The sequence below is a fragment of the Nitrosospira briensis genome, assembly GCF_900115125.1.
Lineage (GTDB): Bacteria > Pseudomonadota > Gammaproteobacteria > Burkholderiales > Nitrosomonadaceae > Nitrosospira > Nitrosospira briensis_A.
The window spans coordinates 1-16826 of sequence record NZ_FOVJ01000002.1; the positions used below are offsets into that span (position 1 = coordinate 1).

The 16826-nt window shown below is 53.5% G+C and carries 15 protein-coding genes; 10 read left to right on the forward strand and 5 right to left on the reverse strand.

The annotated features are described in order from the left end of the window. Window positions 1-271: 271 nt before the first annotated feature. Together BMZ14_RS05450 and BMZ14_RS05455 are read right to left on the reverse strand one after the other, a co-directional pair. The gene (locus BMZ14_RS05450) at window positions 272-931 is read right to left on the reverse strand and encodes a response regulator transcription factor (protein WP_177186918.1); all 660 of its coding nucleotides are present in this window, start codon (window positions 929-931) and stop codon (window positions 272-274) included. A gap of 25 nt (window positions 932-956) precedes the next feature. Further along, on the reverse strand, window positions 957-2285 hold the full coding sequence (locus BMZ14_RS05455) for a cache domain-containing protein (RefSeq protein ID WP_177186919.1): 1329 nt from the start codon (window positions 2283-2285) through the stop codon (window positions 957-959). Window positions 2286-2499: 214 nt separating this feature from the next. Here BMZ14_RS05455 and BMZ14_RS05460 point away from each other — a divergent pair, with 214 nt between their 5' ends. The 7 genes from BMZ14_RS05460 (at window position 2500) to BMZ14_RS05490 (ending at window position 11157) form a co-directional block, all read left to right on the forward strand. Beyond that, window positions 2500-4506: a carbon starvation CstA family protein gene (locus BMZ14_RS05460; protein WP_074795631.1), complete on the forward strand. Its 2007-nt coding sequence runs from the start codon at window positions 2500-2502 to the stop codon at window positions 4504-4506. Window positions 4507-4518: 12 nt separating this feature from the next. Further along, window positions 4519-4680, forward strand: a complete 162-nt coding sequence (locus tag BMZ14_RS05465) for a CstA-like transporter-associated (seleno)protein (protein ID WP_083396672.1) — start codon at window positions 4519-4521, stop codon at window positions 4678-4680. Window positions 4681-5023: 343 nt separating this feature from the next. Then, window positions 5024-5677 (forward strand): adenylate kinase, encoded by a 654-nt coding sequence (adk, locus tag BMZ14_RS05470; protein WP_074796468.1) that lies wholly within the window; start codon window positions 5024-5026, stop codon window positions 5675-5677. 194 nt (window positions 5678-5871) lie between these two features. Beyond that, window positions 5872-7131 (forward strand): 6-phosphofructokinase, encoded by a 1260-nt coding sequence (locus BMZ14_RS05475; RefSeq protein WP_074795633.1) that lies wholly within the window; start codon window positions 5872-5874, stop codon window positions 7129-7131. Between the two features lie 145 nt (window positions 7132-7276). After that, window positions 7277-9313: a sodium-translocating pyrophosphatase gene (locus tag BMZ14_RS05480; RefSeq protein ID WP_074795635.1), complete on the forward strand. Its 2037-nt coding sequence runs from the start codon at window positions 7277-7279 to the stop codon at window positions 9311-9313. 80 nt (window positions 9314-9393) lie between these two features. Further along, the gene (locus tag BMZ14_RS05485) at window positions 9394-9801 is read left to right on the forward strand and encodes a GlcG/HbpS family heme-binding protein (RefSeq protein ID WP_074795637.1); all 408 of its coding nucleotides are present in this window, start codon (window positions 9394-9396) and stop codon (window positions 9799-9801) included. A gap of 294 nt (window positions 9802-10095) precedes the next feature. After that, window positions 10096-11157 (forward strand): AI-2E family transporter, encoded by a 1062-nt coding sequence (locus BMZ14_RS05490; protein ID WP_074795639.1) that lies wholly within the window; start codon window positions 10096-10098, stop codon window positions 11155-11157. Between the two features lie 11 nt (window positions 11158-11168). On the opposite strand, the gene BMZ14_RS05495 is transcribed toward BMZ14_RS05490, so the two are convergent. Then, entirely contained in the window at window positions 11169-11993 is an 825-nt protein-coding gene (locus tag BMZ14_RS05495) for an SDR family NAD(P)-dependent oxidoreductase (protein WP_074795641.1), read from the reverse strand. Window positions 11994-12162: 169 nt separating this feature from the next. Here BMZ14_RS05495 and BMZ14_RS05500 point away from each other — a divergent pair, with 169 nt between their 5' ends. Beyond that, complete coding sequence (locus BMZ14_RS05500; protein ID WP_074795643.1) at window positions 12163-12864, forward strand: SDR family oxidoreductase; 702 nt, start codon at window positions 12163-12165, stop codon at window positions 12862-12864. Window positions 12865-12999: 135 nt separating this feature from the next. Here BMZ14_RS05500 and BMZ14_RS05505 read toward each other — a convergent pair whose 3' ends face one another. After that, the gene (locus BMZ14_RS05505) at window positions 13000-13320 is read right to left on the reverse strand and encodes a heavy metal-binding domain-containing protein (protein ID WP_074795645.1); all 321 of its coding nucleotides are present in this window, start codon (window positions 13318-13320) and stop codon (window positions 13000-13002) included. A gap of 63 nt (window positions 13321-13383) precedes the next feature. Further along, a complete protein-coding gene (locus tag BMZ14_RS05510; RefSeq protein WP_074795647.1) occupies window positions 13384-13650 on the reverse strand; it encodes a hypothetical protein in 267 nt (88 codons plus the stop codon). An 83-nt stretch (window positions 13651-13733) separates the two neighbouring features. On the opposite strand from BMZ14_RS05510, the gene BMZ14_RS05515 reads away from it, so the two are divergent. Beyond that, entirely contained in the window at window positions 13734-14747 is a 1014-nt protein-coding gene (locus BMZ14_RS05515; protein WP_083396673.1) for a Fe(3+) ABC transporter substrate-binding protein, read from the forward strand. A gap of 390 nt (window positions 14748-15137) precedes the next feature. Further along, window positions 15138-16823, forward strand: a complete 1686-nt coding sequence (locus tag BMZ14_RS05520) for an ABC transporter permease (protein ID WP_083396707.1) — start codon at window positions 15138-15140, stop codon at window positions 16821-16823. Window positions 16824-16826 lie beyond the last annotated feature (3 nt).

The window sequence follows — 16826 nt, forward strand, 5'->3', positions numbered from 1 at the left end:
CAGATCACGTGCAATCTGACTTGCCGGCTGACTACTGGACCTAACTAGCTGTACCGCTTCCCGCTTGAACTCCGTAGCGTATTTTCTTCGTGTTGCCATGACACACCTCCTGACTCATTATCAGCCTTTTTAGATGTGTCCGTGAAGTCGGGGTAAAAACCCTTTACCCGCGTTTAACCTCTTGCCCCTGGAGACTTCGGCTATTTATTTTTGCATATACGAAAATGCCCTACTCCCACTAAAGCTCTGCTTGGTGGGGAGCTGCATGGACTTATAGATCAACCCAAATATAATTGGGGTCATCGGGGTTGCCATGTCGTTTTATGGCCTCTCGATAAAGCTGAGGCGTATTATATAAACCGAGCTTCCACATAATATTATTGCGATGGCTTCTCACAGTAACCAATTTTATTTTGAGCTCTTCGCTGATCTCCTTGTTAGTCATCCACCTCGCGAACCTTCGCATCACCTTATCTTCGGTTGGGGTCAATTCCGGCGCGGGCAGTGGGTCTATCACTTTTATTTTTGGCAAATTGGGATCGCGGTAAAACCCGCCAGCTAATACAACCTCAATCGCCAGAATTAATTTCTCAAGTTCCGTACCTTTCAACAAATACCCCCTCACTCCTGCATTCCTGGCCTCTGTCACATGCCTGGGATCGTTGTCGCTGGTGTAGATCAGAAGAGGCAGGTCAGGGTAGAGGGTGCCGAACTCCCTCACCAGATTGATGCCATTTCCGTCAGGTAGAAAAAGATCGATTATTACCAGATGGAGGGCATTGCACTGTGCGAGATCGCGTGCTTCAGCTAACGTTCCGGCTGCAGCCACTACATTAAAATCGCGTTCGACTTGCAGGGCGTCAGACAGCCCCTTAACAAGCAATGGATGATCATCGACGATCATTATGTTGACAGACTCTCGATTAGGCATGATAGGGCCAGCGATATAAAGAAATTTAAGGATAAGGAACGGTAGCGACCAGACGCGTACCATCAGATGGAGAAGAAGTAACGGCTAGTTTTCCGCCGACGACCTTCAGGTCCTCCTTCATGCTGCGCAAACCGATACCCGAATTGGGATTGCTGTAAACAAGCCTTAAATCAAAGCCTTTTCCATTGTCACGAATTTCCATCTTCACGCAACTTGCAGTGCCCTCGAGAAGTACCGATGCGCGGCTGGCTCCCGCGTGCTTGATAATATTTTCAAGCGCCGTCTTTGCGCTCATAAAAAGAGTTTCCTTGACCTCCAAAGGTAAATATTCTATTTCGCCGACTGTATTGAATTCGATTGGTGTGGCTACAGTGGACATGTCGAGAGTCAGTTTATTTAACTGATCGCTCAAGGGAAGGTTAGGATCGATGATAAAAATGCCCTTCACTATTTTACGCAGGTCACCAAGGACACCACCGAGTTGCTTGGCTGCCGAGCTAAAGGGGGCAGACTCCTTTTCTGATCCCGGGGTCTGCGGCAAGGCCCTCACGCCAGCTTCGATATTCACTTTTATCGCTGTCAGCATCGATTGAATGCCACCATGCACGTATTTAATTCTCTTTTCTTCCTCCGCTCGTGCATCTATTAATCGCTGCGTCAATGCCGCAAGGTTACTGTTCGCTTCACTGAGCCGATCGTCTAATACAGTTCGCTCCCTGATGTTGCGCAACAGGCCCAGGAATATTACAACGGTCGCGAGGAATGCAATTCCTGCAATCCAGAGCATCGTATCCTCAATGTTGCGGGATACTCGTGAATCAATCTCTGACAGTGCATTGTCTATATCATCGACGTAAACCCCGGTACCGAGCATCCAGCCCCAGTTTGGTACCTCAATCACGTAAGCTCGCTTGGGTTTAGGATCCAAGCTTCCTGTAGAGTATTTGGGCCAGACATAGTCTTCAAAGCCACCCCCCGACCGTGCAATGCGGATCAGATCCTGGATAAGGAATTTTCCTGCAGGATCCTGAAAATTCCACATGTTCTCTCCCACCGATTCTCTCTGCTTCGGATGCACCAATAGCGTCCCGTCAAGGCCATACAGAAATAGATAGCTATCCTTCCCATCATCCATCTTCTCCAGAATGGCCTTGGCTTCCTCCCAGGCCTCAGCATCCGTTCTGCCTGATTCATGGAGATGCGAGATCGCTCGCATCGCAAATTCCACGTAATTTTTTAGTTCGGCATCCTTCATGGCGAGATAGGCCGGCTTGATAACCTCCCGCTGCTGTTGGGACAACGATATTGCATGGTGGCGTACTGTCAGCGCGATCGCACATAACGCCAGCACCATCGGCAGAACCGCAAACAGGATAATTTTTTGACGAAGGTTCATGGTGTAACTATATCGAGCGGTTTTATTTCTCGCATCATCATTTTGATGAGTCTCCCTACCCTAAGCGCCATTTTTCTCCTTTCTTCCTTGTGGCCCACTAATAGCTAGCTAGAAGAGCTAAACGGAGCTTTCAAAAAAACTTCGAGTATCAAACGAATTGTCGGAGAAAGAAATGGCTCATTTAATAAGGAAGGGTGGCTGGTTTATGCTAGCGCTGATTGGCGCATCGGCATTTGCTGTCATTGCCCTGCGGCGGGGAGAACCAATTGGTGCCGTCTGGATTGTCATTGCCGCTCTCTGCGTTTACACAATCGCTTACCGTCTCTACAGCCGTTTTATTGCAGAGCGCGTATTGAGGCTCGACCCAACGCGCGTGACGCCCGCCCATAAATTCAACGATGGGCTGGATTACGTGCCCACAAACAAATATGTCCTGTTCGGCCATCATTTTGCCGCAATCGCCGGGGCAGGCCCCTTGGTCGGTCCCATATTGGCCGCCCAGATGGGTTACATGCCAGGCATGCTGTGGCTGCTGGGTGGCGTGGTCTTTGGGGGGGCAGTACAAGACTTCACGGTGCTGTTCATTTCCACTCGCCGTGATGGCCGCTCGCTGGGTGATCTGATCAAGTCCGAACTCGGGCAGATACCCGGCATGATCGCCTTGTTTGGCACCTTCTTCATCATGCTGATTCTCCTGGCGGTCCTCGCATTGATCGTCGTCAAAGCACTGGCCGAATCGCCGTGGGGCACCTTTACCGTTGCCGCCACGATTCCAATCGCGCTTTTCATGGGCGTTTACGCCCGCTACTTCCGTCCCGGATCCATCGGCGAAGTCTCATTGATTGGCTTTATCCTGCTCATGCTCGCGATAGTGGGTGGCCAGAATGTGCAGGACATTCCCTCGCTGGCTGCCCTGTTCACTCTCACTGGCGAACAACTCACCTGGCTCCTGATCGGCTATGGCTTCATTGCTTCAGTCCTGCCCGTGTGGCTGTTGCTTGCACCCCGGGATTACCTGTCCACCTTCCTCAAGATCGGTACCATTCTCGGGCTTGCGATCGGCGTGCTCTTCATTTCCCCGGAACTCAAAATGCCGGCCTTCACGCAATTTACCGATGGGTCGGGCCCAGTTTGGTCGGGGAGCCTGTTTCCCTTCCTCTTCATTACCATCGCCTGCGGGGCGATATCTGGCTTCCACTCCCTGATTTCGTCTGGTACCACGCCGAAGATGCTCGCGCAGGAAGCAGATGCGCGCTTCATCGGCTACGGGGCAATGCTGACAGAGTCCTTTGTAGCGATTATGGCTCTGGTTGCGGCCGCCAGCCTGGAACCCGGGGTGTACTTTGCCATGAACAGCCCAGCCGCGATCATCGGCACTACTGCTGAATCAGCAGCGCAAACCATATCGCAATGGGGTTTTTACGTCACGCCGGAGATGATTACCCAAACCGCAAAGGACGTTGGCGAACATTCCATTATCTCTCGCACCGGCGGTGCGCCCACGTTCGCGGTAGGCATGGCGCAAATCCAGTCAGATGTGATGGGTGGAAGGAGTTTGATGGCGTTCTGGTATCACTTCGCCATCCTGTTCGAGGCGCTATTCATCCTGACCGCGATAGACGCTGGTACGCGCGTGGGACGTTTCATGCTGCAGGACCTGCTGGGAAGCTTCATTCCGGCTATGAAGCGCATTGACTCGCTCGGTGCCAGCCTGATCGCAACGGGAATATGTGTGGGCGGCTGGGGATATTTCCTCTACCAAGGCGTAATCGACCCCTTGGGAGGAATCAACACCTTGTGGCCGCTGTTTGGCATCGCCAACCAGATGCTCGCAGGCATTGCGCTGATCCTCTGCACTTGCGTGCTGTTCAAGACCAAACGCGGCCGTTTTGCATGGGTCACGATCATCCCCGCCACATGGGTCATCGTGTGCACGCTTACCGCCGCCTGGCAGAAGATTTTCCACGCCAATCCACGCATCGGTTTCCTTGCGCATGCTGATTCATATACGACGGCCATCGCGGAGGAGGTCCTGCTTGCCCCAGCAAAATCCGCCGCGCAGATGCAACAGGTCGTTTTTAATGATCACGTCAATGCATCGCTCACCGCCATGTTCATGCTGGTACTGATCAGCATCCTGCTTTTCGGCATCAGAACGATTTTTTCAAAAGAAAAGTAAGGAGATGTCCGAATGTTATCCATGACGTTCAAGAAAAGCCTGGGTTTTGTCGCACAAAGCCTGCGGCTGATGGTGGGTGTACCTGAATACAGCGCTTACGCCGAGCATATGCGTTACAGGCATCCGGATCAGGCCATCATGACTTACGAGGAATTTTTAATGCGTTCGAAATGACCTCGGATTTCGCCCCCGCATAGGCATTCGTGTCCGCCCATGTTTGAGCCACCAATTTACGTAATCCACAATCTCGATTGTTCGCTTCTCCACGCGGCCAATCACACCTGTTTCCTTTGCACTCACGGACATTGCAACTCTCCCGTTATCAAAATGGCCTCGGGGGAGTGATCACGGTAGTCGAAATGGTTAAAGACCGTCACCTATCTGACCCACGGTTTCCCGATCCCGAGATGGAGTAAAAAGTTCGAGCATCGCGCCTGGCTGCGCTATAATGCCGAACTATTCGAATCCTCTAGCTCCTGGTCAAATCAGTGGGAGCTTTATCTGGAAAGGGGAAATAATCATTATCGTTCTGTTGGGCGGCCCTGGCGCGGGAAAAGGGACACAAGCGAACTTCATCAAGGAGCGTTTCGGCATTCCGCAGATTTCAACTGGAGACATGCTGCGCGCTGCGGTCAAGGCCGGTACCGACCTGGGGATCATGGCCAAGAAGATCATGGATGAAGGCGGGCTTGTTTCTGATGAAATCATCATCAATCTGGTCAAAGCACGCATTGCGCAGCCAGACTGCCGGCAAGGTTTTCTCTTTGACGGTTTTCCTCGTACCATTCCCCAGGCGGATGCAATGAAGGCCGCCGGCGTGCCAATCAAGTTCGTCATCGAGATCGACGTGTCAGATGAAGAAATTATCCGGCGTTTGTCGGGCCGGCGCATGCACCCGGCTTCAGGTCGTATTTATCACATGACGTTCAATCCGCCGAAAATGGATGGCAGGGACGACATAACCAGCGAACCGCTGATCCAGCGGGACGATGATAAGGAGGAAACTATAAGAAAGCGGCTCGAAATTTATCATGCCCAGACTAAACCATTGGTAGAATACTATGCCAGATGGTCAGCTAATGGCGGAAAGGGCGCCCCCACATTTGTGAAAATAGCGGGGACCGGTTCGATGGAAAATATCCGCGACGCCATTTTCGCGTCACTGCAGTAACTTCAACCCAGCTCCCGGCGGGCTCAGGCTTCGTGGTATCACCGCCTTTTTGTTTTAATTCGCGAACAGAGCAACACGCAGCGGCAGAAGCTTCAATGTTGCCGTGTGAATTATTGCGCTGGCGCCACGGGTGAAGCGCGCGAGCGTATATGCCGTCAGAAGACAAACAGGATTTAGATAATCAGGGGAGAAACATGGCAGCAAAAAATGCTTTTTATGCTCAATCCGGCGGCGTCACCGCCGTCATTAATGCCTCTGCCGCTGGGGTTATCGAAACGGCGCGCAAGCACGAGGGAAAGATAGGCAAGGTTTACGCGGGCCGTAACGGGATCATCGGCGCGCTTACTGAAGACCTGATCGATACCGGGCAGGATTCCGCTACAGCAATTAGCGGGCTGCGCCACACTCCATCCGGCGCATTCGGTTCCTGCCGCTACAAGCTGAAAAGCCTTGAACAGAACAGGCGGGAATACGAGCGCCTGATTGAAGTATTCAAAGCCCATGACATCGGGTTTTTCTTTTATAACGGCGGGGGCGATTCAGCGGATACCTGCCTCAAGGTATCCCAACTTTCCGGTACGCTGGGCTATCCCATCCAGGCCATCCATGTGCCAAAAACTGTCGATAACGATCTGCCCATCACAGACTGCTGCCCTGGCTTCGGTTCAGTAGCGAAATACATCGCCGTATCAACGCTGGAAGCGAGCTTTGATGTAGCCAGCATGTCGGCAACGTCGACCAAAGTGTTCGTACTTGAAGTAATGGGACGCCACGCGGGATGGATCGCGGCGGCGGGTGGCCTTGCCTCCAGTCCCGATCGTGAAATTCCCATCGTCATTCTCTTCCCCGAAATCAATTTCAACAAAGAGAAGTTTCTTGCCAAGGTGGACAGTTATGTAAAGAAATTTGGCTACTGCTCGGTGGTGGTGTCCGAAGGTGTGAAAGGAGATGACGGAAAATTTCTTTCCGACCAGGGAATACGTGATGCTTTTGGTCATGCCCAACTGGGTGGAGTAGCGCCGGTCGTGGCAAATATCGTCAGGGAAGGCCTCGGGCTTAAATACCATTGGGGAGTAGCGGACTATCTGCAGCGTGCGGCGCGTCATATCGCCTCCAAAACCGACGTTGAGCAGGCTTATGCAATGGGCCAGGCGGCAGTGGAATTCGCCGTTCAAGGACATAACTCTGTTATGCCGACCATTGAACGCATTTCCAGCACGCCTTACGAGTGGAAAGTGGGCATGGCCCAGCTTTCGGACGTCGCGAATGTTGAAAAAATGATGCCTGAGGACTTCATTGCCGAGGATGGCTTTGGCATTACCGAAAAATGCCGCGAATATCTTGCACCGCTCATCGGGGGTGAAGACTATCCACCCTATAAGGATGGCCTGCCGGACTATGTGCGGTTGAAGAACGTGGCAGTGGCGAAAAAACTGGGTGATTTCAAGATTTGACGCTTCAGTCCCGCGTAATGCATTACATACACTAACTGTTACCTGGCGTTCGGATTCACCCACGGGTACCCAATACTTAATGAGGAATCATGAGATTCGAATTTTGTATTTGTTTTCCGGTGGCCGACTTTAACTGGAGATTTAAATGAGTACTGGTCTAATCATCGCAATTGGTTGCGCGATGGCGGCACTCCTGTATGGGGTGGTTTCAATAAAATGGATTTTGGCTTTGCCAACCGGCAACGAACGCATGCGCGAAATTGCCACTGCCATTCAAGAGGGCGCTTCCGCTTACCTGAATCGGCAATACACGACCATAGGCATCGTTGGCGTGATTCTGCTGGTGGCAATTTTCATGGCCCTGGGCTGGCAAACTGCCGTCGGGTTCGCCATCGGTGCGATTTTATCGGGATTGACCGGCTATATCGGCATGAATGTATCGGTGCGAGCCAATGTACGCACGGCGGAAGCTGCCAGAGAAGGCTTGAATGCCGCGCTGAACGTTGCATTCAGGGGTGGCGCGATCACCGGCATGCTGGTGGTGGGCTTGGGGCTCCTGGGAGTTGCCGGTTACTACGCTTTTCTTACGGCGGGCCTGGGCGCGACAGAATCGGATGCAACCCACGCTCTGGTTGGGCTCGCTTTCGGTAGCTCGCTGATTTCCATCTTTGCCCGGCTCGGGGGCGGTATTTTCACCAAGGGCGCAGACGTTGGCGCCGACCTTGTAGGCAAGGTTGAAGCCGGTATTCCCGAGGATGATCCACGCAATCCGGCGGTAATCGCGGATAACGTCGGGGACAATGTAGGCGATTGTGCAGGGATGGCTGCCGATTTGTTCGAGACTTATGCCGTAACCATCATTGCGACAATGCTGCTGGGCGGATTGCTGATTACAGACGCAGGTCCGAATGCAGTTCTTTATCCGCTGGTGCTAGGCGGTTTTTCCATTATCGCCTCCATCATCGGTTGCTACTTCGTCAAGGCACGAGAAGGCGGAAAGATCATGAACGCGCTCTATCGCGGGCTGGCGGTAGCCGGTGTGCTCGCTGCGATCGTCTATTACCCCATCACGACGACGATGCTGGGCGAGGGTGTAATGATCGAGGGCAGGCTGGTTTCATCGATGAATCTGTATCTTGCCGGATTGGTCGGATTAGTGCTGACCGCCGCCATGGTGTGGATTACCGAATATTACACCTCTACGGAATATGCCCCGGTCCGCCATATCGCGCAAGCGTCCAGCACCGGCCACGGCACGAATGTGATCGCCGGTTTGGGCGTCTCCATGAAATCTACCGCAGCCCCGGTTCTGGTCGTTTGTCTCTCCATCTGGAGCGCCTATACGCTGGGCGGCCTATATGGCATTGCCATCGCTGCCACCTCGATGCTGTCTATGGCGGGGATCATTGTGGCGCTCGACGCTTACGGCCCAATTACGGATAACGCCGGCGGTATTGCGGAGATGGCGGGCTTGCCGTCAGAGATACGTGATATCACCGATCCTCTGGATGCCGTGGGAAACACCACCAAGGCGGTGACAAAAGGCTATGCTATCGGCTCCGCGGGCCTGGCCGCGCTGGTGCTGTTTGCGGATTACACCCATGCGCTCTCCTCTGGAGGCAAATTGGTAAACTTCGATTTGTCCGACCACATGGTGATCATCGGCTTGTTTCTCGGCGGAATGGTGCCTTACCTGTTTGGCGCCATGGCGATGGAAGCGGTCGGCCGCGCTGCCGGATCGGTGGTAGTGGAAGTGCGCCGCCAGTTCAGGGAAATACCGGGAATCATGGAAGGCACCGCCAAGCCGGACTATTCCAGAGCGGTGGACATGGTGACACGAGCGGCCATCAAGGAAATGGTTGTTCCGTCATTGCTGCCCGTAGCGGTGCCCCTGCTGGTCGGCCTTCTGCTTGGCCCGGTGGCCTTGGGCGGCGTCCTGATTGGTGCGATCATCACTGGTATTTTCGTGGCAATTTCCATGACCGCCGGCGGCGGAGCCTGGGATAATGCGAAAAAGTATATCGAAGACGGCAACTTTGGCGGAAAAGGCTCCGAGGCGCATAAGGCGGCCGTCACAGGCGATACAGTCGGGGATCCCTACAAGGATACAGCCGGTCCTGCGATCAATCCGCTTATCAAGATCATGAATATCGTTGCCTTGCTGGTTGTGCCGCTGCTGTAAGTCTTCTTGCTTCAACCCGAATAAGGCACGCTTCCGGCGTGCTTTATTTTTTTGTGGAAATTAAATCTCCCATATTTCTCATGAATAATAAAATCAGTCTCACTCTCGATGACGCAAAAATCATCTCGGCAGCATCAGAAGCGGAAGCCAGACGCAACAATTGGCCGGTAGTAATTGCTATCGTCGATGACGGCGGCCACCTTGTTCACCTGCTTCGGCTCGACAATACGCAGTTCGGCAGCGTTGAAGTCGCGATTCAGAAAGCCCGTGCAGCGATTGCGTTTCGCCGCCCCACGAAAGTGTGGGAAGAACACGTTGCGGACGGACGCGTGCGTTATCTCGGCCTGCCGGGAACGCTCCCTATCGAAGGTGGTTTACCCATTGTAGTAAAAGGCCAGTTTGTCGGCGCTGTGGGAGTAAGCGGTGTAAGGTCCAATGAGGATGCGCAAATCGCACAGGCTGGATTAACTGCGGTGGCTGCTCACTGACTGAGCCTCGACCGTGGCATTGCCGCTGGTCCCACTCCGCCGTAAGTGCCCGGTCCCCATGCGTCAAAATCCCTTTTCTCAAACCACCCGCTTACTGCTAACGGACCGCGATCGGCTGTATTCCGCTATTTTTTACCCTGTCTCCTGTATCATCATTTCTGACGCTCGCAATTTAACTGCACCCATTACAGTTCCATTTTTTCTCGTTACCGCTGCCCTACTTTTAGCCGAGTTAAGGTAGGATTGGTTACAAGCTGATGAAAGCTTTCGTTTTACCCTCAGCCTCAGGATGATATGAATACCCCCGAGCTTCAACGCAAAACATTTCTGCTCATGTTGATTGCTGTCTCACTGGCATTCGCATGGATTCTCCTGCCGTTCTACGGTGCGGTATTCTGGGGCTCAGTCCTTGCCATCATTTTCACGCCGTTTTATCGCAAACTGCTGGCATTGACGAGGCGGCGCCCCAACCTTGCCGCGCTCACTACACTGTTGATATGCCTGATCGCGGTAATACTTCCGGTTATAGTAATGACGGCTTCAATGCTGCAGGAGGGGGTCGCAGTCTATCAGAGGATCCGGTCTGGAGAATTGAATTTCGGCGCCTATTTTCAACAGGTCATAAGCGGCCTACCCCCATGGCTGGTCAATTTGCTGGATCAGTCCGGACTCACAAACATTTCCGAACTGCAGGAAATGCTGTCAACCGGCGTCCTGGAAGGTAGCCAATTCATTGCGATGCACGCCCTCAGTATCGGCCAGAATACTTTCGAGTTTGTCATCAGTTTCGGAATCATGCTGTACTTGCTTTTTTTTCTGCTGCGCGACGGCGCCGCGCTCTCATCGAAGATCAAGCAATCGATCCCGCTCAGCACCGAGCACAAGCGGCATTTGTTCAGCAAATTCACTACTGTCATTCGCGCTACCGTAAAGGGCAATGTCGTTGTTGCTGCAATTCAGGGCGCACTGGGTGGCGTGATATTTTCGCTTCTCGGTATTCAGGGGGCATTGCTGTGGGGCTTCGTGATGGCCTTCCTTTCGCTCATACCCGCCGTTGGAGCCGGGCTGATCTGGGTACCGGTAGCGATATATTTCCTGGTTACCGGGGCTACGTGGCAGGGCATCGTGCTCATTGCCTTTGGCGTGTTTGTGATCGGACTCGTCGATAATCTTTTACGGCCCGTACTCGTTGGACGAGATACCAAAATACCCGACTACGTGATCCTCATATCAACGCTTGGCGGCCTGGTTCTTTTCGGCCTCAACGGTTTCGTAATTGGTCCGGTAATCGCAGCATTGTTTATCGCTGCATGGGATCTCTTTTCATCATCGAAGGAAGTGTCCCCCCCCGACTGACGGGTGCGGCGTCATGGCCTGGAAAATTTCATTTGGAGCCGGACTGCCCAGGCAAAGAGGCGGCCACCCATCAGCCATCTGGCGGCGATGGCCATTTTGGAATCAAGAGGAAGAGCATGCCGTACCGGGCGAGTAGAAGCCTTTACAGCATCCACTACAGCCTTCGCGATGATTTCCGGACCGGGGGCTTTGGGTTCGTCAGCGAGAAGATTACGTACCCCGGCAAGAAGTTTTTCGTAGGCAGGCGGATGTACAACAGCCTTTAGCGTTCTTAACTGATTGGGAACGAATTCTGTCTTTATCAAACCAGGCGCAATGAGCACAACGTCGATCCCGAAGTCCATCACCTCTCCGCGCACAGCGTCGGTCAGCGCTTCAATGGCATACTTCGAAGCTGAATACCAGCCGAAACCCGGGACGGATATCCGGCTCAATATTGAAACGATATTGACAATACAGCCTGATTTCTGCTCCCGCATATGCGGAAGTACTGCTTGCATGAATCGTGCGTAGCCGAAAACGTTAACCTCGAACTGCCTGTGGGCAATTTCCATCGATACGCATTCGACAGCGCCTAATTGGCAGAATGCGGCATTATTTACCAGCAAATCAATCCGCCCCTTGGTCGATATAATGTGCCTGATAGTTCTGTGAATGCCCTCTTCATCCATAACGTCCAGCTGGATGGGCTCAATGTGATCGGACCGTATCTGTTCCAGCCTGTACATGCGCCGTGCCACGGCAAATACGTAGTACCCATTTCTTGCGAGGAGTTCCGCCGTGGCCCTTCCGATCCCACTGGACGCTCCGGTCACCAACGCAATCTGCTGAGTCATATCTTTCGCTCCTTTTTTATTGTTGATACGGTTGCCATTCGCTAGACTTGCCCTACATAATAATCAGGAATGTTTGTTCCCCTGATATTACTTTATAGCATCGGGAGGCCGGGTATGCCCCGTAGTGCGTCGCGGAACTGCCCCGCCGGCATGCCCATGAGGAGAAAATATGAAAACCGCATTGATAACGGGCGCCAGCCGCGGAATCGGGCTGGAATTATGCAGGCAATATGCCGCTGACGGCTGGCGTGTTTTCGCTTGCGCGCGCAACCCGGAACAATCCGATGAGCTGAACATGCTTGCAAGCACGCATCCTGCCCAGGTCATCATACACAGGCTCGATGTCGGCGATCATGCCCAGATCGGGCAACTGGCGCAGGCCTTGGCCGACGAGCCCATTGATCTGCTTCTCAATAATGCCGGCATCTATACCGGTTCTCATGCAGGCGGGACTTTTGATGACAAGGATTACGAGGACTGGGCGCATGCGTTTCGCATCAATACCATGGCAACCCTGAAGATGGCTCAAACGTTTCAGCTGCAAGTCAGGCGAGGTGGTCAAAAGACAATCGCCACTATCAGCAGCAAGATGGGCAGTATTGCGGACAACAGCGGAGGGGGCAGCTATATGTACCGGTCCAGCAAGGCGGCGGTGAATATGGTTATCAAAACGCTTGCCATCGACCTGAAGCCCGCGGGAATCATTACAGTGGCGTTACATCCGGGATGGGTTAAGACCGATATGGGCGGGCCAAATGCGTTGATCTCCACCGCCCGGAGTGTGTCCGGCATGCGGGAAGTCATCAACAGCCTCACTTTGGCGGACTCCGGTAAATTCATCGCTTACGATGGGCAGGCAGTTCCCTGGTAGGCGCCCCCTCCCCTGCACCTCCGGGATCTCCGTCTTATCCGCCGCCACATAGGCCGGCGGCGGCATAAAAGGGCTCACGGCCGCGCAACCGGTCAGGTCACAACCTGCGCAACCTCGATGATTGACTGAGCAGTCTTATTCGACGATTACCGCGGTTCCGCTAGCCGAAACCATCAGCATGCCGTTATCCTTTCCCATTATCTCGTAATCAAAGTCGATACCAACCACCGCATTTGCCCCCAGATCCTGTGCGCGCTGCCGAAGTTCTTCGAGCGCGATGTCACGCGCGCGCTGCAGCTCCTTCTCATAGGTTGCGGATCGTCCTCCCACCAGATCGCGGATTCCCGCAAAGAGGTCTTTGAACAAGTTGGCGCCGAGTATTGCCTCGCCTGCAATGACGCCGCAGTATTTCGAGATGCGCTTTCCATCGATGCTTTGCGTAGTAGTAAGCTGCATATTTCTCCCGATCAAGGTTGGTTGATTATCGGTTACCGAGGCTGAAGAAGCTGACAGGCTCCGCTATGGTGCACCAGGCTTAGGTCTCTTGCGAAGCTTTTTCAACGGCCGCTTTCCGTGCGCGCCATCACGGGGCTTAAGCTGCTCCACAGGCGCAGCGGGTGCTTTACGCCGAACATTTCGCTCCGGATTTGTCGTCCGGTTGACGGGAGTAAGGGTAATCTCGAGTTCGTTGATCTCGTCCCACTGATCTTCGGTACGCTGCCGCTCGGGAATCGCCAGAAGCTCTTGAAGACGGTCATAAGAGGAAATCGATTGTGGTTTATCCATGGTATATTTAGGGCGATGCTTTGCTGATAATTATTATCATTTATAATATGTCTGATTGATTCCGCTGCTATGGAGTAATAACAATGTCGAACTTCCGCTTCAGCCAATATCTTACCGCAATGCTTTGCTGTGTCACGCTGTTTGGCGCGAGCGTAGCTCACGCCGACCAGGTCGTTGTCTATTCCGCCCGGATCGAACAACTCATCAAGCCGATGTTCGACGCTTTCACCAAAGATACCGGCATCACGGTAAAATTCGTTACTGATAAAGAAGGTCCGTTACTCGCGCGTCTCAAGGCCGAAGGAAAGAATACGCCTGCTGACATGCTGATCACCTCGGATGCAGGCAACCTGTGGGAAGCAGCCCGGGAAGGGCTGTTGAGGCCCGTCGAATCCAAAACCCTTGAAACAAACATTCCCGCGTATTTACGAGACCCTCAGAAACAGTGGTTTGGTTTATCGGTGCGAGCTCGCACTATTATATACAACACTGACAAAGTGAAACCCTCGGATCTTTCCACTTACGAAGCTCTGGCGGATCCCAAGTGGAAGGGACGGCTGTGCCTGCGCACTTCCAAGAAAGTATACAACCAGTCACTGGTGGCCATGATGATTGCTGAACACGGCGAGGTCAAGACTGAAAAAATCGTGAAAGGCTGGGTCGACAACCTGGCCGTGGATCCCTTATCCGACGAAACCAAGGCGATGGAATTCGTCGCTGCCGGCCGATGCGATGTTACGATCGCCAACTCCTATTATTATGGCCGCTTGATGGCAAAGAACCCTGCATTGCCGCTCGGAATTTTCTGGGCCAACCAGGAAGGCAGCGGAGTACATGTCAATATCTCGGGTGCAGGCGTGACCCGATATGCTTCCCATCCAGAAGCTGCGGTCAAGTTGCTGGAATTTCTGTCGTCCGAGAAAGCACAAAACCTTTTCGCCGATGTGAACATGGAATATCCCGCCAATCCCGAGGTAAAACCCGACCCTGCTGTCGCCGCCTGGGGCACCTTTAAACAGAACACCATAAACGTGAACAAAGCCGGAGAGTTGCAGGCTGAAGCGGTAAAACTGATGGACCGCGCAGGCTATCGATAGGGCCTAAACCTAATTCCGGCAGTTGACCGCTTATTTTTCAGCTTAACAGTATCATGATTCATAGACGTTTTTTTGCCACATGACTTTTAGCTTTTTGGTGAACTCGGTACCGGGCGGATTGCATAGTTTTTTCGGCGCATCACTACGTTGCAGCTCCCTGGAATGGGGCGCGCCGAAGCGTTGCACGAGAGGGCTCTGGGAAGCAGGGATCGGGCAGCGTAGGGGATGCCGCGGCCGCGTTGTGGCGCCGCATCCCGCTGCGGGGTCGCACCTTCCTCCGGAAGGTACGGCTACGCCCTGCGCGGTCGCGCAGTTCCGCGATCCGCCTTGCCCTGCACCCCAAAAACCGCTCACTCCACCCCGTCCAACTGCCGGATTCAGGTTAACGGTGTGAAAGATGGAACGCTTGACCCAACGGCAAACAGTGCAGGCACGAGAAATGGTTTTTTCAGCTTCTCGGCTTTCACTTATCGAGCCTCATCAGGCTGGCGCCTGATCCCCTTTCTGGTGGCCGCGCTGGTGCTGATACCGGTTGGCACGGTCATGTCGTCGCTTTTCGCTCCAACGGGAGATGTCTGGCAACATCTGGTTGAAACCACGCTGTCAGATCTGCTGATCAATACATTCTGGCTGGCTCTAGGGGTGTCGGCTGGCGCGACGCTGCTGGGGGTAAGCCTGGCCTGGTTCACTGCGGTGTGTGAATTTCCGGGTCGTAAATTCTTCTCCTGGGCGCTTTTCCTGCCGCTTGCCATTCCTGCTTATGTCACCGCGTTCGTAGCACTGGGATTATTCGATTATATCGGTCCCGTGCAAACGGCATTGCGCGCGTGGCTGAAGTCTGACCTTTCCTGGTTTCCGGATGTGCGAAGCAGATTGGGCGTAATCATTGTCATGGTCTTGGCATTTTATCCCTACGTATATCTGCTCGCGCGCAATGCCTTTATCACGCAGGGCAAGCGTTCGCTGGAGGCCGCGCAATCGCTGGGCTTTAGTCGCACACAAGGTTTTTTCAAGCTGACACTACCCATGGCGCGCCCATGGATTGCCGGTGGCACAATGCTGGCGTTGATGGAGACGTTGGCCGACTTTGGTACGGTTGCCGTTTTCAATTATGACACCTTCACCACTGCCATCTATAAAGCCTGGTTCGCAATGTTTTCCTTGCCAGCCGCCTCTCAACTCGCCTCGTTGCTGATCGTCATCGTCTTTGCAATAATCATCCTGGAACAACACTTTCGTTCTCGCATGCGCTATGCCGAAACCAGGCAGAGCGCCAGAGCCGACCGGATCCCCATCAGCGGTTGGCGGGCATGGATGATCGCCGGTTTTGCCTCAGGCACGCTTTTTTTTGCATTTCTTTTGCCCGTCATGCAATTGAGCATTTGGGCGACACACGTTTTTGCTCGCGATTTCGATCAGCGCTACCTGGAATTTCTCTGGCATTCGGTGCTGCTCTCGGTTTTTGCCACTGCGCTTACCTGTACGGTCGCGTTGCTCATGGTCTACGCAGCACGTCGGCATTCCGATCCCGCCACCCGTGCCGCCGTACACATTTCCACTGTTGGCTACGCCCTGCCCGGCGCTGTTCTGGCTGTCGGCGTATTCATTCCGATAGCCTGGCTCGATAACTGGCTGGGCGAAATTGCGATGCAGTTATTTCATATAGAGACGGGACTACTTATCCAGGGTACCCTCGCTACTATGCTGCTGGCCTATATGACCCGTTTTCTCGCTGTGAGCCACAGTCCCATCGACAGCGCTATGCAGCGTATCACCAGCAGCATTGATGAGGCCGCAGTGGGGCTGGGTTCGAGCGGATGGGCAACGCTGCGCTGCGTACACCTGCCAATTCTGAAGAGCGGAATATTCACTGCCGCCACGCTCGTCTTCGTTGACGTAATGAAGGAAATGCCCATCACCTTGATGACTCGGCCTTTCGGTTGGGATACCCTGGCCGTGCGGATCTTTGAAATGACTTCGGAAGGAGAATGGGAGCAGGCCGCGCTGCCCGCGGTAGCGCTGGTGCTGGCGGGTTTGCTCCCGCTGATATTCTTTGTGCGGCAAACCGAAAGATAATTC